Raw genomic sequence first — 21,237 nt, forward strand, 5'->3', positions numbered from 1 at the left:
AGAAAAGTTTTTGCGGCAAGGAGAGAAAAAACAAGAAGAAATTTCACCAGCATTAAGACCCAGTGGGTCAGGTATCAGGATAGGATTGGGCCGTTTTGCTTGCGGAACGTCTCCCAGCTCACCCCGTCTACCAGCGGGCCACTGACATAAGTACGAAGCAGTGCCGCTGCCTCGTCATTATTTTCCGGCAGTTGGTCCGGCATGATCGGCTCGCCGATGACCATGCGATAGGTCTGGCCCTTCTTGTTCAGGAGCTCATGGAACAGGGTCATGTCGCGCAGCTCGGTGTTTACCTGCCAGAACCAGTAATAGAGCCATGAGTTGCGCGAGGTCAGATGCGCCGGAATGACCGGGCACTGATATTTTTTCGGCAGGGCCGAGACGGTGCTCATCCAGGGCTGTTCCTGCAGCTTCTTGTTCTCGTCCATATAGGCGAGGCGGCCTGACGGGAAGATGACGATGGCGCGCTCGGCCTTGAATGCCTCGGTCGTCGCCTTCAGCGTCTCGCGCGACTTTGCGCGGGTCTTCTTCTTCTCCACCCATTCGACGGGGATCAGCATTTCGGTCAGGTTCTGGTTGAGGCGGATCGCGTCGGCATTGGCGAAGAAGGCGACATCCGGCCTGATGCCTTTCAAGGCGTCATAGACGGCGATGCCGTCGGCAATGCCGGTCGGGTGGTTCAGCGCCATCATGAACGTGCCCTCGGTTGGCACATTTTCCAGCCCGGTGATGTCGAGCTTCAGGTCGAGCTTTTCGCTGACATAGTCAAAGGCGTCGCGGGCGCGATACTCGCCCGCCTCGTTCACCATCCTTACAGCCTTGGGATAGTCCAGCAGCTGGTTAAGGCACAGGCGATAAAGCGGCCACAGCTTGGAGCGCGACAGTTTCTCCGCCCGCTCGCGGATCAGCACATCGACGATATGAGTGTGCTTGCGCTGATATTTCTCCAGACGCGCATCGCGGCGATGCTCGCGCGGCGTCTTTACGACTGGAGGTGTTTCCTCTGGTTTTTCCGGCACCGGCTATCCCTGCTGGCTTGTTGATTGGCCACGATAACGCAGGTTGCCGGTGGTATGATAGGGGTGCCTACAGCGCCGCATCCTGCTTGGCCTTCAGCTCTATGCAGGCGTTTTTGGCCAGCGTCAGCAGCGCGGTGAACTGCTCCTCGGAGAAGGGGTCGCCCTCTGCCGTGCCCTGGATCTCGACGATGCCGCCCTTGCCCGTCAGCACGAAGTTCGCATCCGCCTGGCAGGTGGAATCCTCGGCATAGTCGAGGTCGGTGACCGGCGCGCCATTGACGAGGCCGCAGGAAATGGCGGCGACGGAATCCGTCAGCGGGCTTTCCTTGATGATCCCCTGCGCAACGCCCCAGTCGAGGCACTGTTTCAGCGCCACATAGGCGCCGGTGATCGACGCGGTGCGGGTGCCGCCATCGGCCTGGATGACGTCGCAATCGACGAGGATCTGGCGCTCGCCCAGCTTTTTCATGTCGACGACAGCGCGCAAGGACCGGCCGATCAGGCGCTGGATTTCCTGGGTGCGGCCGGACTGGGAGATATTCTTGGCCTCCCGCTTCATGCGCGAATGGGTCGAGCGCGGCAGCATGCCATATTCGGCGGTCACCCAGCCCTTGCCCTCGCCGCGCATCCATGGCGGTGTCGACTCATCCCATGTCGCCGTGCACAGAACATGCGTGTCGCCGAACTTGACGAGGCAGGAGCCCTCGGCGTGCTTGGCATAGCCGGGCTCAAGGGTGACCTCGCGCATTTCGTTGAAGGACCGGCCGGATGGACGCATGGTAGGACTCCCTGTTGAACATGATTTTCAGTTGCGTTCAGGAAGTAGACGTCCAGCCCGGTAATGTCGAGGGGGGAGAGATCGGAAAAGGCCCCTGGCAATGCCGGGAGGGTCAGGCAGTACCGGTCAATTTCTGTCGCGAGGGATTCTGCTGGCCGGATTTGCGTTCCATGACCGAGAGCTGGCGCAGCAGGTCGCGCCGGTCGATGGGCTTGCTGACATAAGCATCCATGCCGCGGGCCAGCAATTTCTCCCGGTCGCCGGCCATGGCATCGGCGGTCAGGGCGATGACGGGGATAGTCGCCCATGACGCGTCACTGGCGCGGATGCGGGCGATGGTTTCATAGCCATCCATGACCGGCATGTGGATGTCGAGCAGCACGACATCGAAGCTGTCGCCCTCAAGGCATTCCAGTGCCGCCGCGCCGTCGGCTGCTTCCGTCACTCTATAGCCGGCGGGTTCGAGGAAGACGCGCACGACCTGCCGGTTGACGGCGATATCGTCGACGACAAGAACGCGCAGGGCCTCCCCGCCAGACGTTTCGGTTTCCGCCTGCATATCCTCGGCGTCGTTGGCGGCCGCTTCAATGGTTGCGGTGAAGGTCAGTGTAAAGATGGACCCCTCGCCCGGCTTGCTTTCAGCGATGATGTCGCCGCCCATCATGCGCGACAGGCGCCGCGAGATGGCAAGGCCGAGGCCGGTGCCGCCGAAATTGCGGGTGGTGGAGCCATCGGCCTGGCTGAAGGTCTTGAACAGTCGTTCCATTGCTTCTTCGTCCATACCGATGCCGGTGTCGCGCACCTGAACCTTCACGATGGCTTCCGCGCCTTCGCCGAGGCGCAGGCCAGGCGTTGCCGGTTCGGCCCACGCGGTGATCGCGACCTCGCCCTCTCGGGTGAACTTCACCGCGTTGGACATCAAATTCGTCAGGCACTGGCGCACACGCACAGGGTCGAAACGGGCATGTTGCGGCAGCGTGTCTTCCAGCGTCAGGGTCAGGCCGATCTTGCGGTCATGGGCAATCGGCTGGAACAGGCTGTGGACCGAGCCGAGCGTCTGGTGCAGGTCGCCATGGGCGCGGTCGATTTCCATCTTGCCGGCTTCGATCTTGGAGATGTCGAGCACATCGTTGAGGATGCCCATCAGCGACTTGCCAGACTCGATGATCGTCTCGACCTGGTCGCGCTGGCGCTCGCCCAGATTCTCCTGGCTCAGCGCTTGTGCCATGCCCAGCACGCCATTGAGCGGTGTGCGGATCTCGTGGCTCATCATGGCGAGGAAGTCTGACTTGGCGCTGGTCGCAGCCTCTGCCTCGCGGGCGCGGCGGCGGTTCTCGCGGTTCGCCTGTTTAAGCGATTCCTGCAGATCCTGTGTATGGCGGATGCGCCGGGCGCTGCCGAGGCCGAGCAGGATGAGAAGCGAGCCATAAAGCACACAGCCGATGATCATCGCAACACGCAGATCCATCGTATAGGCGGGATAAAGCTCGACCGGCATCGTCGCCATGCGGAAGATGAAGGAACCGAAGGAGGGTACGACCCAGAACAGGAGCCCGATGCGCGATAGCGCCAGCGTGTGGGCACCGGACGTTGCGATCGACAGGACGAGCGCGATCAGGAACATCATGTGCGGGTCGGACAGCGGATGGACGAACAGCACCGGCAGGGCAAACAGGCTGCCGCACAGGACGAGCGAACCGATCATCAAACTGTGGACAAGCGTGGTTTTCTTCTTCAGTCCCAGCCAGGACATGCCCATGCGCAGGGCAACGCCGCCATAGCAAGCGGCCAGCCACGCGGTCCACCACGGCGAATGCCCGGCAAGGTCGAAAATGAAATATTCCAGCGTCATGGCGATCAGCCAGATCGGCGCGCTGGTAAGGTTTGCCCTGTAGAGAATGTTCTTTTCTTCGGCTCTCATGGCCGCAACCTACAGCTGATTAGCTTAAAAACTGGTTTGCACGCCCCCAGAATTATGAGGCGCGAAAAATGCGCCGATATGCCTTGGCGTCGCGGCGCAAAGTGAATATTTTCAAGGATATGAGCGTTCTGACCACCCTCGACAGCCGAACCCGCGAAATCTTCCGCCAGATCGTGGAATCCTATCTTGAAAGCGGCGAGCCGGTCGGCTCGCGCACCCTGTCCCAGAAAGGCGGGTTGCAGGTTTCCGCCGCGACCATCCGCAATACCATGGCCGACCTGACCGATATGGGGCTGCTGCATGCGCCGCATATCTCCGCCGGGCGCCTGCCCACCGAGCAGGGCCTCAGGATGTTCGTGGACGGGCTGATGGAGATTGGCGATTTGACGGCGGAGGAGAGGAGCGCGCTGGAGCAGCAGGCAGGGCCGGGCGCCCGCGCCGATGAGGTGCTGGGCCAGCTCGCCGGGCGGCTCTCCGGCCTGACGCGCACGGCGGGCCTCGTGCTGACCGGCAAGAGCGACAGCGCGCTGAAGCATATCGAATTCGTCAAGACAGCGCCCGACAAGGCGCTGGTCGTGCTGGTGCACGATAATGGCGATGTCGAGAACCGCGTCATCAACCTGCCCGCCGGCCTGCCGCCTTCGGCGCTGGAACAGGCGGGCAATTACCTCAACCGCCGTCTGCAGGGGCGCTCGCTCGCCGAGGCCCGTCGCATGGTGCTGGAAGAGGTCGAGGCCAAGCGCGCAGCCCTCGACGAGCTGACGTCAGACCTTGTCCGCCAGGGCGTCGCCGAAATGGGCGGTGGCGATGGGCTGAACCTGATCGTGCGCGGGCAGGCGAACCTGCTTGCCGCCGAAACGCTCGACGATATAGACCGTGTACGGATGCTGTTCGAGGACCTCGAGCGCCAGCAGGATGTGATCGAGCTGGTCAGGGCCGCGCAGGAAGGCGAGGGCGTGCGCATCTTCATCGGCTCGGAAAACCGGTTATTCTCACTCTCCGGCTCGTCGGTCATCGTCGCCCCATACCGGGACAGGGACCAGAAGATCGTCGGCGTGCTTGGCGTCATCGGCCCCACACGGCTGAATTACTCGCGCATCATCCCGATGGTCGATTATACCGCAGAGCTGGTGACGCGGCTGATCCGCTGAGGTGTAACTCCCGATAACATCGGCGCAATCCCGACGGTCTTTTTTGCCACTTCTTGTCATGCTTTATGGCAATCACCTGAAGAATGCGTACTATAGCTGTGCATCGGGAGAGTGCGGTCAGATCGACCGTGTACGGGAAATTTTAAAATGGATAAAAATATAGCGTTCGAAGCGACGCCGCAGAAGATACAATCTGCCATGCAGGATGCGCAGATCGGTATCGTCATTACCAATCCAACGCTCGATGACAATCCCATTGTCTATGTGAACAGAGGGTTTGTCAGCATCACCCAGTATACGCGGGAGTTCGCGATTGGTCGGAATTGCCGGTTTCTGCAGGGCAATGCCACGCATAAGGATGATGTTCGGCGTATCCGTGAGGCGGTGGAAGCCGGCGAGGAAATCGAGATCAGGCTGATCAATCACAAGGCCGATGGCAGCGAATTCTGCAACCACCTGCTGATTACGCCGGTCGAGGATGAGCACGGGAAGCTGACCGCCTTTTTTGCTGTCCAGCGAGCGGTCGATGACTGTGAAGGGGGAACCGGCGGTGAATCGGAGCGGCCCGATCATGAGACGCCACCCGGCATAATGCTGAAGGAACTGCAGCACCGGGTGAAGAATCACCTGTCGATGATCGTCAGCCTGATCCGGTTGCAGTCGCGCCGGGAGCTGACGAAGGAGTCCTTCGAGGCCCTTGCTCACCGGGTCGAGGCGCTCGCGATGCTTTATGAATCGATGCTTTCGGCAAATGACGATGATGACGGGGACCAGGTCAATGCCGGCGCCTATCTCAGCCGCGTCGCAAACGTGATCGGCAGCATCAGCGGACGGCCGGATATACGGATGAAACTTGACTGCGATGCGGTGAAGCTTCCCGTGGATGTTTCCGGCCGTCTCGGCCTTCTGTTGACGGAGCTTCTGGCCAATACGTTCGAACACGCTTTCAAGGGACGCGACAAGGGACTGGTAGAGGTGCAGTTTTGCCGGATTGATGATGATGTCGTGCGGCTGGTCGTTGAGGATGACGGTACCGGCCTGCCCGAGGGTAGCAACTGGCCGGAGGAATCCGCATCGATACCCGAGCAGCGTGGGCGTACGGAGGATGAAGAAGGTGAGCTTGACACCACGAGCGGCGAGAACAGCTCCGGTCTCGGCGGCAGTATCGTACGGGGGCTGACGCAAATGCTAGAAGCCGATATCGATGTGAAGAGCGGCGATAGCGGTACAAGAATCTCTATCGACCTGAACGAGACCGAGTTGAAAAAGCTCTAGGTCTCTCCGCTGCGAATCCCGACCTGGCGGAACCGGCCGGCTCTCCTGACCGTTTCCCTTTGTGAAACAGCTATCAGGAGATCAGCGATGCAAGACGGAAAGTCAAACTATTGGCGGTTTGCGGCGATGATCGGCACGTCGATGGTCGTCATGTTCGCCCTCATGTATTTCAACACTTACGCGCTGGAGCATGTACGCTGGAGCGAGACGCGGTTTTACATGACGTTCGTCATGGGCGCGGCGATGGCGATCGTCATGCTGTCCTTCATGCTCGGCATGTATGCAGATAAAAAGATCAATCTCGGCATATTCGGCGGGAGCGTGGTGGTGCTGGTCGCGGCGCTTTATCTCGTGCGCAGCCAGGTGATTGTCGAAGACCGCTCTTATATGAGCGCGATGATCCCGCACCATTCCATCGCGATCATGACCAGCGAGCGGGCCAATATCGACGATGTGCGCGTGCGTGAACTGGCCGACGGGATCATCGAAGCCCAGCGCCGCGAGATCAAGGAAATGGAATGGCTGATCGACGACATCGCCGAGAACGGCCCGGCAACGACAGATGCCGCAGCTGAGGAGCGCCCGGTGCCGGACTATGAGGGTGAACTGAACCCGGTGGAACCGGCTGGAGCGGATGTGGGGTGAAGGGGCTAAAATACTAGTGGGGAAAACTAGTGATTGAGGCGCAGGGAGAATCCACGATTCATGCTTGGCAAGGCAAAAACCACGGAGCCGTTGTCGCGGCTTCCGTGGAAATTTTGTCTAGCTTGTATCAGTCATTGTCCTGACCGTCAGCAAGCTAGGTCAAAACAACCCCGCAAGGTTGATATACCATTATGGTATATCATTTTGGCTGACAAGGCGGAAAGGACGTCAATATGGAGCCAAGACATGGAGTCTTTTCCACAAAAGCGAAAGTCCCCGCCGGTCACCAAAGAGATGGCTAGGCAAATCAAAGCGCTATACGCCCAAACAGATATGACACAGCATGATATCGCCGCTCACTTTGGGATAAACCAAGGTAGGATTAGCGAGGTGCTCAATGGACATACCTTTCCAAAAGAACCTCCGGCTCAGCTAGACTTGTTGTGATTTAAGCCCCCACTTGGGGGCTTATTTTCAACCCCGCAATATCAGCGCCTGACGGTTGCTGGTAGATGCGCAGGTCGAATTCGCGGGCGGCGGCGAGGATGTGGTCGAAGATGTCGGCCTGGATTGATTCGTACTCGGTCCAAATCGTCGTCGTGGTGAATACATAGATCTCGATCGGCAGGCCGGTCGCGACCGGCTCCAGCTGGCGCACGAGGAAGGTCAGGTCCTTCGAGATCATCGGGTGGTTCTTCAGATAGAATTCCAGCCACGCGCGGAAGGTGCCGACATTGGTCATGCGCCGGCCGTTGATCAGGCTCGCCGGGTCGATGCCGTGCTTGTCGTTATGGGTGGCAAGCTCGCGGGTCTTTTCCTCGATATAGGGTTTGAGCTGTTGCACCCTGGACAGGCGGGCAATGTCGTCATCGCTCAGGAAACGGATGGTCGACAGGTCGACATGGATCGATCGCTTGATGCGCCGCCCGCCTGTCTCCTGCATGCCGCGCCAGTTGCGGAAGCTTTCATTGATCAGCGCCTGCGTCGGCACGGTGGTGATCGTCTTGTCGAAATTGCGCACCTTGACCGTGGTCAGCGCGATCTCCTCCACGTCGCCGTCGAGATCGTATTTCTTCATGGTGATCCAGTCGCCTATGGCGACCATGCGGTTCGACGACAGCTGGATGCCGGCGACGAAGCCGAGGATCGGGTCCTTGAACACGAACATGAAGACAGCGGCGAGCGCACCGAGACCGGCAAGGAAGGTCACAGGGCTCTCGCCGAGCAGCAGCGACAGGACGGAAATGAAGCCGCCGAGATAGATCAGGAGCTTGCCGACCTGCACGAAGGAGCGGATCGGCATCTGCCGCGACATCGGGAAGGTGCGGTAGATTTCAAGGCCTGCGTTTAACAGCCCGTCAAGGAACAGGACGCCGATGACGACCATGTAGATGAAGCTGAGCGTGACAATGAGGGCGGCAGCCTGCGGGAAGCCGGCCAGCGCCTGCGGTGCCAGCCAGTAGATGATCAGCGCCGGGGCAAGCTGGGACAGCCGCTCGAACACGCGGTGGCGCAGCAGGATATCATCGCGCGTGGTTGCCGTGCCCTTGATCACGGTCTTGACGATGCGGTGGATGATCAGCCTGGTGATGAAATTGGCCAGGAACGCAAGGATGGCGATGGCGGCGAGCGCGAGGCCGGCGACGACATAGATGTTCTGCGCGCCCGGCATGCCAAGCTGCCGCATGATCTCGGAGATGTTTTCCAGCATGGTCCTGCCCCTTGGATAGCTGCGCTCAACTTAGGGCGATGCTGCCTGAAAGAACAAGACTCGGGGAGTATTTCAGCGGTCTGAGCCAGTCAAGGCTGTAACCGCTGCGCGGCGCCCCGGAGGGGCGGCCTTGACTTGCTCAGTCCACTGAAATGATAATCGACCAAGGCCTGTAAGGCACTTTATGCCTTACAGGCCTTGTCTGACAAAATCAGGGAATATCCAGACGTCGGGAAGCCAGTGGCGGCTTGCCGGGGCAGTCGGTCACGCCCCCGCGCTGGACGCGTTCGGTTTCGACTGCAGCTTGATGTAGTTCTCGATGCCGATGCGGTCGATCAGGCCGAGCTGGGTTTCCAGCCAGTCGACATGTTCTTCCTCATTGTGGAGGATCTTCCCGAACAGGTCGCGGCTGACATAGTCGCGGGCGGTCTCGGCATGCTCCATGGCATCACGCAGCAGCGGGATCGCCTTTTCCTCCATTTTCAGGTCGCATTCGAGGATTTCCTTCACGTCCTCGCCGATCATCAGCTTGCCGAGGTCCTGCAAATTGGGCAGGCCCTCGAGAAACAGGATGCGCTCGATCAGCCAGTCGGCGTGATTCATTTCCTCGATAGATTCTTCATATTCCTTCTTGCCAAGCTCGCTGACGCCCCAGTCATTGAGCATGCGCGAGTGGAGGAAATACTGGTTGATGGCGGTCAGTTCGTTCTTGAGCGCCTTGTTGAGGAACTCGATGACCTTGGCGTCGCCTTTCATGGGAAAGCCTCTTTCCTGTCGGGCCGCTCGGCCGCAGGATCATTCCGCGGCGGCGAGGACCGGTTGTTCTGTTTCTGTGGCGGGGCGGTTGTCGCCGATCATGTCGGCAATCGTTTCCCGGCAGCGTCCACAATTAAACCTTTCGCCGTGATGAGCAAGCACACAGGCGGGCGTGCGCGCCCCGCCGGAGATGGCGGCGGACACTTTCGCGGAATTGAGGCGGCGGCAAACACAAACGATCATGCTTTCCAGATGATGCAAATGCGAATGATTGTCAATAGTAAAAGATGAGCGATACCGGGAAAACCGATCAGTGCTGGTTTTGAAGCCACGCAAGTTGGGCGCGCACTATACCGGCGGAGCGCTGGCCGATCTCTGCCGCTGGCAGGGCATGGCAGGCGAGGCCCTTGGCCCAGTGGCGGGCGAGGGTCGTCATGCCGGTCACCCTCGGGCGGGCGGCGATCAGCGCATGGGCATAGGCGCGGTCGATCGTGCCCCAGCGGGTCTCCGCCGAGCGCTCGAACAGCGCGGCGCGATCATTGTCCGCCATCACGGCGAGGGCTTCGCGGCGCAGGGCGCTGATGGCCTTCAGGCCGCGATAATTGGTCAGCCGGTCCTGCATCCGGTTGGCGATGATGCGGAAGCTTTCCTTTTCGTTGTCCCGCCAGGCACCGAGCGGCGTGTTGGCGAAGGCGACCGGCTCGCGGATCGCGAAGGGGCGGAGATATTCGATCAGCACCGGGTCTGAGCAATCCTCGCCGATCATCAGTTCCGATTGTGCATCGCTGCGCCAGAACAGCGCGCCGTTGGAAATGCCGAGATTGGTGAACAGGCAGGTCAGCAGGTCGACCGGTTCCAGCACGCCGTCCACCCACGCATCGGGCATGGTCGTGCGGGTGTGGTCGATCTCGTCATCCGTCGTCTCGATATACTGGTTGCGGATCAGGATCGCCGTGCCGGTATCCTCCAGCAGCTTGATATTGGCGGCAATGAAGCCGGGGAAGACGGAATTGTCGTCCTCGAGGCAAAACACGTATTCCGACGGCTCATAGGCCTCCGTGCGGAAACACTGGCCAAGATTGCGGGAAATGCCGAGATTTTCGCGGTTCGGGCGATAGGACAGGGTCAGGCCGGGATGGCTCTCCTCGAGCTTGCGGAAGATCATGCGGCCTTCCTGCGCCGGGGAGTCGTCGAAGATGACGACATGCAGTGACATGCCGTCCTTGACAACCGTCTGGTCGGCGAGCTGGCCGATGGCGCGCTCAAGCATGTCCGGCCTTTTGAAGGTCGGGATGCGGATCTCGCACAGATAAGGCGTAGTTGGGGTGGTCACAGGCGCTGTCCGGTGTTCAAAATGGTTTTTGCGACAAGGTCGCCGCAAATCGCGAGAATTCGGTTAACGCGCTCCTTTGGGAGGGGGCCACAAGCAGAATTTGCTTCGCCTGACCGGTGCGGACAGGAACCCCTGGCCCGAAAAACCTTGCATTTACGGTGCGTCTGCCTCATAGAACCGCGCTCATTTGACTGCTATTATCGGGACTGGATGACAGAGACAAAAACCATCGACGAGACGCCGCAGGGCGCCCGCAAGGTCTATATCAAGACCTGGGGCTGCCAGATGAATGTCTATGATTCAGAGCGCATGGCCGGGCTGTTGCAGCCGCTTGGCTACAAGGCTGTCGATGTGCCGGACGATGCCGACCTCGTCATCCTCAACACCTGCCATATTCGCGAGAAGGCCGCAGAGAAGGTCTATTCCGAACTTGGCCGCCTGAAGGCGCACAAGCAGGCGGTGGAGGACCAGGGCCGTGAGATGAAGATCGCCGTTGCCGGCTGTGTCGCCCAGGCAGAGGGCGGGGAGATCACCGCCCGCGCGCCGCAGGTCGATCTCGTCTTCGGGCCGCAGGCCTATCACAAGCTGCCGGAGATGATCGCCCGCGCTGCCCGCGACAAGGGCGAGGTGCTGGAGACCGGCTTCGAGGTCGAGGACAAGTTCGACACGCTGGCCGTGGGCCGCAAGGCGGACGGCTATTCCGCCTTCGTCACCATCCAGGAGGGCTGCGACAAGTTCTGCACCTTCTGCGTTGTTCCGTATACGCGCGGCGCGGAAGTGTCCCGCAATGTCGATGCGATCACGTCAGAAGTGCGTGCGCTCGCCGCTCAGGGCCTGCGCGAGGTCACGCTGCTGGGCCAGAACGTCAATGCCTGGCACTCGGCACCGCCCGTCGGTGACGATCACATGGGCAAGGGCACATGGGGCCTTGGCGAGCTGTGCCGCCATCTGGCAAAAATCGACGGGATCGAGCGTATTCGCTTCACCACCTCCCATCCGCGCGACATGGATGATGGTCTGATCGCCGCGCTGGGCGAGGAAGAAAAGCTGATGCCCTATCTGCACCTGCCGGTTCAGGCCGGTGCGGACAAGGTACTGAAGGCGATGAACCGCGGCCACACGGGCGAGCATTATATCCGCCTGATCGAGCGTATACGGAAGGCCCGGCCTGACATTGCCCTGTCGGGTGATTTCATCGTCGGCTTTCCCGGCGAAGGCGAGAAAGAGTTTCAGGCGACCCTCGACCTGGTCGAGGAAGTCAAATACGGCTCGGCCTTCTCCTTCAAATATTCCCGCCGCCCGGGAACGCCCGGGGCCGGCATGGCGAAACAGGTTGCTGAAGACGTGAAGACAGAGCGGCTGGCCCGCCTGCAGCGCCTGCTGGAAGATCAGAAGAACGATTTCAATCGCGCCCAGATCGGCCGTCGCTTGGCCGTGCTGCTGGAGAAGAAGGGCCGGAATGAAGGCCAGCTTGTCGGCCGCTCGCCATACCTGCAATCCGTACACGTCCTCGCGCCGGACCATCTGGTCGGGCGGATCGTCGAGCTCGACATCACCGGCATCAAGGCGAACTCGCTCACGGGCTCTCTCCCGGTACATTCTGCGCAAGGCGCAGAAGAAAAGGTCTCCTGATGGCACGCAAACCCGGCAAGGCGCCGGTCAAAAGGGCCGAGATCGCCGATAGCGGCAGTGACGTGCTGACCTTCGACAATGTGCAATTGTTCAAGGATCTGTGCGGGCCGCATGATTCCCACCTCCTGATGATCGAAAAGACCCTCCGTCTACGGATCGATGCACGGGGCAATCGCCTGGTGTTGACCGGCGGCGAGGATGCCCGCGCCCGGGCCAATTCGGCACTGGAGAGCCTCTATCGCCGTCTGCAGGAAGGCTTTGCCATCTCTGCCGGTGATGTCGATGCGGCACTGCGGCTGGCGAACCCCAGCGTCGATCCGGTGGTCGAAAAAGTCCCGACCGATTTCACCCTGTCGCTGCAGAAACGCACGATCGCGCCGCGCTCTCAGGCCCAGCGCGCCTACCTGCAGGCGCTGCGTGAGCAGGAACTGGTCTTCGGCGTCGGCCCGGCGGGTACGGGCAAGACCTATCTCGCCGTTGCCTGGGCGGCGCACCTCTTACTAAAAGGCGATGTCGAGCGCATCATCCTGTCGCGCCCGGCGCTGGAAGCGGGCGAGCGCATCGGCTTCCTGCCCGGCGACATGAAGGAGAAGGTCGACCCCTACCTGCGCCCGCTTTATGATGCGCTTTACGATGTGCTGCATACGGATTTCGTCGACAGGCGCATGGCGACCGGTGATATCGAGATCGCACCGCTCGGCTTCATGCGCGGTCGCACCCTGTCGCGCGCGGCGGTGATCCTGGACGAGGCGCAGAACGCGTCCGTCGCGCAAATGAAGATGTTCCTGACCCGCCTCGGTGAGGGCTCTCGCATGGTCATCACCGGCGACCCGAGCCAGACCGACCTGCCGCCTTCCGAACGCTCCGGCCTTGCCGATGCCATCGGGCTTCTGTCAGGCGTGAAGGGCGTCTCCATCGCTAAGTTTACCGCCAAAGATGTCGTGCGCCACGAACTCGTCGCGCGCATCGTCAACGCCTATGACAAGCGCGATAGTGCACGGCGCAAAGCCTATGAAAAAGGCAAGGCAGAAGACGCGAAGGGTAAGTCGAAAGCTGCCCCGGAAGCGGGTTCCTCCAGCGAGGCAGACAGCGATGCCTGACGCGACGCCGCCCGCAGAACCGGTTCATCTGGTTCATGACGTGATCATCGAGCATGACGACTGGGGCGATATCGAACCAGTGGTCGATGCGTGTTTCAAGACGGTCATGGCCCATGACCCGGAGACATTCTGCAAGGGCACGGTTGCGCTGCTGTTCACCAATGACGAGGCTGTGCAGCGCCTGAACAGGGACTTCCGGGGAAAGGACAAGCCGACAAACGTCCTGTCTTTCCCGTCTGACGAAGACGTCATGGATAATGAGGGCCCGATCCATATCGGCGATATCGCGCTTGCCTGGGAGACGTGTTATCGTGAAGCCGAAGAGAAGAAGGTGGCCTTGAAAGATCACGCGGCCCACCTCATTTTCCACGGAGTGTTGCATCTTTTCGGTTATGATCACGAGGACGAGGAAGAAGCCCTGGTCATGGAAAAGATGGAAACGGATTTGTTAGCCGACATGGGGATAGATGATCCTTATGCCGAATGAGGGCAAAGAGCCAATTTCAGGAGACGACGAGATGGCCGATGGGGCCGATAGCGCGGAACCCCGACAGGGCAGCGCGTCCGGTGATCTGAATATCGCCGACAAGACCGAAGACAGACCCGAGGAAAGACCGGCGCTGTTCCAGCGCCTCAGGGGTCTGCTGGGACAACCCGAAAGACAGGATGCGCTGGCCCAGGCCCTTGCCAATGGCAATGGCATGGCGGGCCTGTCGCAGGACCGCCGCGACATGATCGAGCGGGTCATCGCTTTCGACTCCCAGGAAGTCGCTGACGTGATGATCCCGCGTGCCGACATCGTCGCCGTCGACCGCGACCTGTCGCTTTCCGATCTTCTCAATGCCTTTGCCGAAGCCGGCCATTCGCGCCTGCCGGTCTATCGCGGTGATCTCGACGATCCCGTCGGCATGGTTCATATCCGCGACCTCGTCGGCATTCTCGCCGACCCTGAAAAGGCGGCACAGGCGGCGAACGAGCCGGTGCTGCATACGCTGACCCGCAAGCTGATCTATGTGCCGCCATCCATGCCGGTGACGGATCTCCTCCTGCGCATGCAGGCGAGCCGCATCCACATGGCGCTCGTCATCGACGAGTTCGGCGGCACGGATGGTCTCGTCACCATCGAGGACCTGATCGAGGAAATCGTCGGCGACATCGCCGATGAGCATGACGAGGAAGACGAGGTCTACATGACCCCTGTCTCCGACGGTGTATGGGAGCTGTCGACCCGCCTGCCGCTCGATGAGCTGGAAGAGGAAGCGGGCGTAAAGCTCGATCTCGAGGACGAGGATGTCGACACTGTCGGCGGGATCGTCTTCTCCCTCGTGGGCCGCGTGCCCCTGCGCGGTGAGATCATCCGCCACCCGGCCGGCTACGAGTTCGAGGTACTGGACGTCGATCCGCGCCGCATCCGCAAGGTACGCCTGCGCAAGCTGGCACCGGAAGAGGTGGAAGGGCCAGATACCAGCGAAGGCGGCGAGGTCTACTGACCTATTTTGAAAAAAGGCTGGTGTCTTTGTCATTTGACAGGCCGGACCGTTCTGGCGGAATAAATCACCCTGATGATCCGCCGTTTCACTTCCCTCAATGACTGGTTCATGACGCTGGCCGGCTGGCAGCGTTATGGCGTCGCGTTCGTACTTGGCTTCCTGACCGCCGCGTCGATGGCGCCTTATTATGTGTTGCCTTTCCTCGTCACCGGCTTTTCCGGCCTCGTTTGGCTGATGGACAATGCCGTGCGCCACCAGCGGCCCGGCAAGGTCGCCTTCTGGACCGGCTGTTGGTTCGCCTTTGGCTATTTCTGCTTGTCACTCTACTGGATGGCGTTTTCCTTCATCGTCCATGCCGAGGGGCCGGGGCATCTGATAATGCTGTCCGTGCTCGGCTTTGGCGGCGTCTTCGGACTCGCTGCCTTCATCTCGGTTTTCTATGGCCTCACGCTGCTGGTTGCGAAGCGTTTCTGGCAAGCCGGCTGGGCGCGCGTGCTGGTGCTGGCGATTGCCTGGTCTCTCGCTGAGTATGCTCGCGGTCACCTGTTCACCGGTCTGCCCTGGAACCTGACGGGTCAGGCCTTCGCAGGACTCGCAGTCTTGTCCCAGCCGGTAGCGTGGATTGGCACCTATGGTCTCGGTTTCATCATCCTGATTGCATCCGCATTGCCTGCCGCCTGTGTCCCCGCAGATCGCGAGGCGATGCCGTCGAAGATCAGCCCCATGCCCCTGGCAGCGGCGGCTGGTATGGTCCTCGTCATCTGCATTGCGGGGGCAATCCGCCTTGCCGGGGCCAATGTCAGCATGGCCGACAATATCAGGGTGCAGATCGTCCAGCCCAATATTCTCCAGCGCGACAAGATAAACTACGACCTCTGGGTCGATAATTTCTGGGCCAATCTCAACCTGTCCGGCGGGGTGGAGGCCCAAGCGCCAGAAGATGGTCAGCTTTACGTCATCTGGCCGGAAAACGCGGCCTATTCCTATTTCCAGCGTGACCCGTCAGCCCTCGATGTGCTGCAGGACCGCCTGCCGGCCAATGCCGTGCTGATGGCTGGCGGCACACGCTATGATGCGGTGGGGCCTGATCTCTATGACTATTTCAACAGCCTGCTGATCCTGTCGCGCTCGCCCCTGCCGGGGGAGGAGACCCCTGCCATCGACCAGATGGAATCCGAGACGCCCTGGTCTGTGCGCCGGGCCTATGACAAGCATCATCTGGCTCCATTCGGGGAGTATGTGCCATTGGCCGGGCTGCTGCAGGCGACCGGTGTCGGCAATATCGTGCCAATCGGCCAGCCTTTTACACCCGGGGCGGGGCCTGAAACCATCGATCTTGGTCTGGCGCGAATGTCACCGGTCATCTGCTATGAGACGATTTTTCCCGGGCGGCTTTATCCGCGAGGCGACCGGCCGGACTTTCTGGTTACGATCACAAATGATGCCTGGTATGGCGACAGTAATGGCCCCCGCCAGCATTTCGATATCTCCAGATTGAGGGCGATAGAATCTGGCCTGCCGATGGCACGGTCTGCCAATACGGGCATATCGGCCATGATCGATCCCTATGGCAGAATTGTCAAAAAACTCCCGTTATACGAGCGGGGTGTGATTAATTCACAGCTTCCGGGCGCTATTCCACCCACAATATATCATTATACCAGTGATTTTGTGTATTTTATTCTTCTAGCAATCACTGCACTTTGGGTTATAACATCTTATAACGTGGGCGTCCGCTCACAGCCATCCGCCTGATCGGCGAGGCTTCTCTTAAGATGATTTAAAGTGAGTGAGCCGCACGTAGTGTTTCGCGGCAGTTAGTAACATTACGATAGGAAGACAGCATCATGGCCGATGCCAACAGAAAATCACCACATCCAGTCGACTGTCACGTTGGCAGCCGGGTCAGGATGAGGCGCATGATGATCGGAATGAGCCAGGACAAGCTGGGTGAAGCGCTGGGCCTGACATTCCAGCAAGTCCAAAAATACGAAAAGGGCGTCAACCGTATCGGTGCCAGCCGACTGTTCCATATATCCAAAATTCTCGGTGTGCCCGTCCAGTTCTTCTATGACGACTTCGGTGACGAGGCCGGGTTGGGGCTCGGCTTTGCCGAGGGGGAAGAAAGCGCTGCTCCCGCGGCCTCGGGCAGTGAGTTCATGGACCTGCTTTCCACGCCTGAGGGTGTGCAGCTTTGCAAGTCCTTCGCTTCAATCAAGGATCCGCAGGTTCGACGCAAGATCGTCGATCTTGTCCGAACCCTTGCTGCAGGCGAAAACTGATCAGTCATTCCCTTGGTTGCGAAGACGTTTTTTGTGGCGTCATGCAAATTTGCATGGGCGGGTGATGGACATTACCGTCGTCTTTCTCTATCCACACCTATATAAAGTTTTCTTTATATGGCTGCAGAAAGAAAGGCCGACCGCGCATGACCAGTTCCTATCTCTTTACCTCCGAAAGCGTTTCCGAAGGCCACCCGGACAAGGTTTCCGACCAGATTTCCGACGCTATCGTTGACCTGTTCCTGGGCAAGGACCCGTCGGCCCGCGTGGCTGTCGAAACGCTGACGACCACCAACAAGGTCGTGCTGGCTGGCGAAACGCGTTGTGCCGTCGACGTTTCTAAGGAAGAGATGAACGAGGTCGCCCGCCAGGTCATCAAGCGGATCGGGTATGAGCAAGACGGCTTCCACTGGGACAAGGCGGATATCGAGAACTACGTCCACGGTCAGTCCGCAGAGATCGCCCAGGGTGTCGACGCCGCAGGCGAGAAGGATGAAGGCGCCGGCGACCAGGGCATCATGTTCGGTTTTGCCGTCGATGAAACGCCGGAGCTGATGCCGGCCCCGATCGCCTATTCCCACCGGATCATGAAGGCGCTGGCCGAGGCCCGCCATTCAGGCCGTCAGCCGGAGTTCGAGCCTGATGCAAAAAGCCAGGTCACGCTGAAATATGAAAACGGCAAGCCGGTCGACGTTACCTCCATCGTCGTGTCGACCCAGCACCGCGACGGCCTTTCACAGGCCGATGTGCGTGCGCTGGTGACGCCGTATGTGAAGGATGTCATGCCGGAAGGCTGGATGTGCCCGGATGAAGAATTCTACGTCAATCCCACGGGCAAGTTCGTCATCGGCGGTCCCGATGGTGATGCCGGTCTGACAGGCCGCAAGATCATCGTCGACACCTATGGCGGCGCAGCGCCCCATGGCGGTGGTGCATTCTCCGGCAAGGACCCGACAAAGGTCGACCGTTCGGCAGCCTATGCCACCCGCTATCTGGCCAAGAACGTCGTTGCAGCGGGACTTGCGCGCAAATGCCTGATCCAGGTCGCCTATGCGATCGGCATTTCAAAGCCGCTGTCGATTTTTATCGATACGTTCGGCACCGCGCAGGTCGATGTCGCGAAGCTGGAAAAAGTCCTGCCTGAAGTGATGAACCTTTCACCGCGCGGCATTCGCGAGCACTTGCAGCTGTCGCGCCCGATCTATGCCTCCTCGGCAGCCTATGGCCATTTCGGCCGTACGCCGGGTGAAAATGGCGAGTTTTCCTGGGAGAAAACGGATCTCGTCGATGCGTTGAAATCCGCGTTCTGAGACGTTGGGTCAATCAGATCTTCGAAAAGGGCGGTGCGCTGTGCCGCCCTTATTCTTTTGCAGCGGACTCAGTCAGGTAGGGCGCGATCATCTGGCCAGTCAATTGCGCCGAACTCGCCTTGACGGTTTCAATGGTCAAATTGCGGCTACTTCCCTGCTGGGCGGGCGTGGCCGCCAGTCGCGGCTCAATCGCGTTACCCGTTGCGCAAACCGCCAGCGCCAGCGCGCCGACGCAAAATGCTGTTTTCGTTCCTGCCATATATGCCCCCGTAAAAGTCCAGATATGCGAAAACTCAACGCCGCCTTGCCTTATGCTAGCGAGATTTGGTAACCGCTTGGTTTATCGGTGTAACGATCTTTTAAGGGACGAAGCGAAGGTCCGTATGAGCGATCAGTATCCAGATTACCGCCTTTATGGCCGCCAGCAGGACAAGCCGCTGAAACCACGCCAGCAACGGCTGATGGACGGGCTGTTGCCGAAGGTCGCCATCTTGCCTGGCGATGTCGTCGATGGCTTGGCGGCGGTGCAGGGCGAAAGACGCGAGACCTGGCTGGAGATCGGCTTTGGCGGTGGCGAGCATCTCGCCTGGCAAGCGGAGCATCACCCTGACATTCAGATGATCGGCGCCGAGCCCTTCATCAATGGTGTCGCCAAGCTGCTGACCCAGATCGAGGAACAGGATCTTGCCAATGTCCGCATCCTGCATGGCGATGTCCGCCCGCTGCTGGAGGCGATGCCCGAGGGCTGCCTGTCGCGGCTGTTCGTGCTGCATCCCGACCCATGGCCGAAAAAGCGCCACCACAAGCGCCGCATCGTCTCGCCGCTCTTGTTGGGGCATGCCGCGCGCCTGCTGAAGCCCGGCAGCCAGATGCGCATAGCCTCTGATATTTCCGATTATATCCGCTGGGCGCTGATGCAGGTGCAGATGCATAACCACGCGACTGGCAGGGAGGTGTTCCGGTGGACGGCCGAGACCAAAGACGACTGGACCGAGCGCCCCGACGACTGGCCGCAGACCCGCTATGAGGCTAAGGCCCTGCGCGAGGGCCGCGAGGCGACCTATCTCACCTTCGTCAGGCAATAGAAGACATTAAGTTTATCGAAAGCCCGGCTGGCTAGCGTGTCCTCGTAATGGGAGATCGCATGAAGCCTGGCAGCCGTTTTGAAGAACTCGATGCCCTGCGCGGCATCGCTGCTGCGGCGGTGATGCTCTATCATTTCCTCATTGCATTCCCGAAATTCTATGGCGAGGTGCTTGGGCTCGGCTGGCAGCCCTTTGCTGATGCGCCGGTCACGCGGGACCTGATCGGCACGGCACCTGTCTGCCTGTTCTTCATGATCTCCGGTTTCGTCATTCTCAATTCCCTGCGCGGGCGGGAGGAGGCGGGCAAGCCGATTGCCGATTTTGCCTTTTCGCGGTTCTCGCGCCTGTTCCCCGTGTTCTGGGCGGCGGCGGCGTTGACTTTCACGGTCGGTCTCATCGCGCCCCTGCCGGATCAGGACCACACGATCACCCAGCTGGTCGGTAACCTGACCATGGTCCCGCGCTATGCCGGTGTCATGCCGCTCGACCATGTCTACTGGTCCTTGCTGTTCGAGCTGCAATTCTATGGCTGGATGGCGCTGATCGCGGTCACGGGCCTGCTGGCCCGCCTGCGGCTGGTCTGCGCCATCTGGCTGGCGCTTGAGGTGGTGTTTCTGGTCAATCAGGCAGCGGGTTTCGAGCTGCCCATGGCACTATACTGGGCGATGAATGCGCCGTTCACGCACTATTTCCTCGCCGGCATCTGCTTCTATCGCATGGCAACCGGTGACGGAGACCGACAGACTTCGTATCTGCTCGGCGCGTCGCTCGCGGTGAACTTTCTTGCTTTCGCGCCATGGTTTGCATTGCTGACGGGCGCGTCCTGGCTCGTCTTTTACCTTGCGGTCGCTGGCCGCCTGCGCTTTATCGCGATCAAGCCGCTCTTGTGGCTCGGTGCCATTTCCTATTCGCTTTATCTGGTCCACATGATGATTGGCTTTCGCATCATGTATTCGCTGCAACAGGCTGGTGTTGGTTATGGTCTTAGTGTCATCGCGGCGATTGCCGTGTCGCTGGTGCTTGCCACGGGCATGACCTATCTCATCGAGCGTCCGGCCCAACGCCTGCTGAAAGGCTGGTATAAAGGCGCGAAGCAGATTCTTGGTGACAAGCCGGTTCCCGGTGTGTCATAATATTGAAATTGCATTTCGAGAAAATCGGAAGCGGCCTCGCGAGGGCCGCTTTTTTGTTACCTGAAACCGGACTTTAATGGACGTTCTGACCGAGAAACTGACCGCGCTGATCGAGCCTGTTGCAAGGCAGGAAGGCTTCGACCTCGTGCGCGTGCGCGTGACCGGCGCGAAGAACCCGACACTGCAGGTCATGGCCGAACGCCCGGACGGCACGATGACGGCAGAGGACTGCGCGAAACTGTCCCGCGCCCTGTCGCCGGTGCTGGACGAGAGCGACCCGATCGAGGGCAATTACGATCTCGAGGTTTCCTCGCCCGGTATCGACCGGCCGCTGACGCGTATGAAGGATTTCGACGACTGGGAGGGCTTCGAGGCCAAGATCGAGCTGAAAGAAGCGATCGAGGGCCAGAAACGCTATCGCGGCGTGCTTGCCGGCACGGAAGGGGAGAATATCTGTATTGATCTCGACGGTGAAGACGATACGGCGCTTATCCCCTTTACCATGCTCGGCGCGGCCAAGCTGGTGCTGACCGACGAATTGATCCGCGCCAGCCTGAAGGCCGGCAAGGATGCTGAAAAGGCGGGGCAGGTCCCCGACAACTATCAAGACGACTAG

21 protein-coding genes are annotated in these 21,237 nt (G+C 60.1%); 13 read left to right on the plus strand and 8 right to left on the minus strand.

What is annotated here, in order from left to right; genetic code table 11:
* Window positions 1-74: 74 nt before the first annotated feature.
* From FF098_RS10080 to FF098_RS10090, 3 genes are all read right to left on the minus strand, one after another.
* Window positions 75-1,019: a 1-acyl-sn-glycerol-3-phosphate acyltransferase gene (locus FF098_RS10080; protein ID WP_155140100.1), complete on the minus strand. Its 945-nt coding sequence runs from the start codon at window positions 1,017-1,019 to the stop codon at window positions 75-77.
* 67 nt (window positions 1,020-1,086) lie between these two features.
* Window positions 1,087-1,797 (minus strand): ribonuclease PH, encoded by a 711-nt coding sequence (rph, locus tag FF098_RS10085; RefSeq protein ID WP_155140102.1) that lies wholly within the window; start codon window positions 1,795-1,797, stop codon window positions 1,087-1,089.
* 112 nt (window positions 1,798-1,909) lie between these two features.
* Complete coding sequence (locus tag FF098_RS10090; RefSeq protein ID WP_155140104.1) at window positions 1,910-3,718, minus strand: response regulator; 1,809 nt, start codon at window positions 3,716-3,718, stop codon at window positions 1,910-1,912.
* A gap of 119 nt (window positions 3,719-3,837) precedes the next feature.
* Between FF098_RS10090 and hrcA the strand changes: the two genes are divergently transcribed.
* The 3 genes from hrcA (at window position 3,838) to FF098_RS10105 (ending at window position 6,789) form a co-directional block, all read left to right on the plus strand.
* A complete protein-coding gene (hrcA, locus tag FF098_RS10095) occupies window positions 3,838-4,869 on the plus strand; it encodes a heat-inducible transcriptional repressor HrcA (RefSeq protein WP_155140106.1) in 1,032 nt (343 codons plus the stop codon).
* 147 nt (window positions 4,870-5,016) lie between these two features.
* Complete coding sequence (locus FF098_RS10100; protein WP_155140108.1) at window positions 5,017-6,144, plus strand: PAS domain-containing protein; 1,128 nt, start codon at window positions 5,017-5,019, stop codon at window positions 6,142-6,144.
* A gap of 87 nt (window positions 6,145-6,231) precedes the next feature.
* Window positions 6,232-6,789, plus strand: a complete 558-nt coding sequence (locus tag FF098_RS10105) for a DUF305 domain-containing protein (protein ID WP_155140110.1) — start codon at window positions 6,232-6,234, stop codon at window positions 6,787-6,789.
* A 448-nt stretch (window positions 6,790-7,237) separates the two neighbouring features.
* On the opposite strand, the gene FF098_RS10110 is transcribed toward FF098_RS10105, so the two are convergent.
* From FF098_RS10110 to FF098_RS10125, 4 genes are all read right to left on the minus strand, one after another.
* Window positions 7,238-8,500 (minus strand): mechanosensitive ion channel family protein, encoded by a 1,263-nt coding sequence (locus FF098_RS10110; protein WP_205967464.1) that lies wholly within the window; start codon window positions 8,498-8,500, stop codon window positions 7,238-7,240.
* 264 nt (window positions 8,501-8,764) lie between these two features.
* Entirely contained in the window at window positions 8,765-9,256 is a 492-nt protein-coding gene (bfr, locus tag FF098_RS10115) for a bacterioferritin (protein WP_155140112.1), read from the minus strand.
* A gap of 39 nt (window positions 9,257-9,295) precedes the next feature.
* The gene (locus FF098_RS10120; RefSeq protein ID WP_205967465.1) at window positions 9,296-9,592 is read right to left on the minus strand and encodes a (2Fe-2S)-binding protein; all 297 of its coding nucleotides are present in this window, start codon (window positions 9,590-9,592) and stop codon (window positions 9,296-9,298) included.
* Window positions 9,567-10,589: a glycosyltransferase gene (locus FF098_RS10125; RefSeq protein ID WP_155140115.1), complete on the minus strand. Its 1,023-nt coding sequence runs from the start codon at window positions 10,587-10,589 to the stop codon at window positions 9,567-9,569. Before FF098_RS10125 ends, FF098_RS10120 begins: the two co-directional genes overlap by 26 nt.
* 210 nt (window positions 10,590-10,799) lie before the next feature.
* On the opposite strand from FF098_RS10125, the gene miaB reads away from it, so the two are divergent.
* From miaB to metK, 7 genes are all read left to right on the plus strand, one after another.
* A complete protein-coding gene (gene miaB / locus FF098_RS10130) occupies window positions 10,800-12,221 on the plus strand; it encodes a tRNA (N6-isopentenyl adenosine(37)-C2)-methylthiotransferase MiaB (RefSeq protein ID WP_155140117.1) in 1,422 nt (473 codons plus the stop codon).
* Window positions 12,221-13,321: a PhoH family protein gene (locus FF098_RS10135; protein WP_155140119.1), complete on the plus strand. Its 1,101-nt coding sequence runs from the start codon at window positions 12,221-12,223 to the stop codon at window positions 13,319-13,321. Before miaB ends, FF098_RS10135 begins: the two co-directional genes overlap by 1 nt.
* Window positions 13,314-13,808, plus strand: a complete 495-nt coding sequence (gene ybeY, locus FF098_RS10140; protein WP_155140121.1) for an rRNA maturation RNase YbeY — start codon at window positions 13,314-13,316, stop codon at window positions 13,806-13,808. The genes FF098_RS10135 and ybeY overlap by 8 nt, the downstream gene beginning before the upstream one ends.
* Window positions 13,809-13,839: 31 nt before the next feature.
* Window positions 13,840-14,811: a hemolysin family protein gene (locus tag FF098_RS10145; protein WP_166426467.1), complete on the plus strand. Its 972-nt coding sequence runs from the start codon at window positions 13,840-13,842 to the stop codon at window positions 14,809-14,811.
* A 72-nt stretch (window positions 14,812-14,883) separates the two neighbouring features.
* Window positions 14,884-16,566 carry an apolipoprotein N-acyltransferase gene (gene lnt / locus FF098_RS10150; protein ID WP_155140125.1) on the plus strand — a complete coding sequence of 561 codons (1,683 nt, stop codon included), beginning with the start codon at window positions 14,884-14,886 and terminating at the stop codon, window positions 16,564-16,566.
* 92 nt (window positions 16,567-16,658) lie between these two features.
* Window positions 16,659-17,093, plus strand: coding sequence for a helix-turn-helix domain-containing protein (locus FF098_RS10155; protein ID WP_155140127.1), 435 nt, complete (start codon window positions 16,659-16,661; stop codon window positions 17,091-17,093).
* Window positions 17,094-17,239: 146 nt separating this feature from the next.
* Window positions 17,240-18,403 carry a methionine adenosyltransferase gene (gene metK, locus FF098_RS10160; RefSeq protein ID WP_155140129.1) on the plus strand — a complete coding sequence of 388 codons (1,164 nt, stop codon included), beginning with the start codon at window positions 17,240-17,242 and terminating at the stop codon, window positions 18,401-18,403.
* A 49-nt stretch (window positions 18,404-18,452) separates the two neighbouring features.
* On the opposite strand, the gene FF098_RS10165 is transcribed toward metK, so the two are convergent.
* Window positions 18,453-18,662: a hypothetical protein gene (locus FF098_RS10165; RefSeq protein WP_155140131.1), complete on the minus strand. Its 210-nt coding sequence runs from the start codon at window positions 18,660-18,662 to the stop codon at window positions 18,453-18,455.
* A 124-nt stretch (window positions 18,663-18,786) separates the two neighbouring features.
* On the opposite strand from FF098_RS10165, the gene trmB reads away from it, so the two are divergent.
* From trmB to rimP, 3 genes are all read left to right on the plus strand, one after another.
* Entirely contained in the window at window positions 18,787-19,488 is a 702-nt protein-coding gene (gene trmB / locus FF098_RS10170) for a tRNA (guanosine(46)-N7)-methyltransferase TrmB (protein WP_155140133.1), read from the plus strand.
* A 59-nt stretch (window positions 19,489-19,547) separates the two neighbouring features.
* Complete coding sequence (locus FF098_RS10175; RefSeq protein ID WP_166426468.1) at window positions 19,548-20,621, plus strand: acyltransferase family protein; 1,074 nt, start codon at window positions 19,548-19,550, stop codon at window positions 20,619-20,621.
* Window positions 20,622-20,697: 76 nt separating this feature from the next.
* Window positions 20,698-21,237, plus strand: coding sequence for a ribosome maturation factor RimP (gene rimP, locus FF098_RS10180; protein ID WP_155140137.1), 540 nt, complete (start codon window positions 20,698-20,700; stop codon window positions 21,235-21,237).

This window comes from Aquisalinus luteolus (assembly GCF_009712425.2).
Taxonomy (GTDB): Bacteria; Pseudomonadota; Alphaproteobacteria; order Caulobacterales; family Parvularculaceae; genus Aquisalinus; species Aquisalinus luteolus.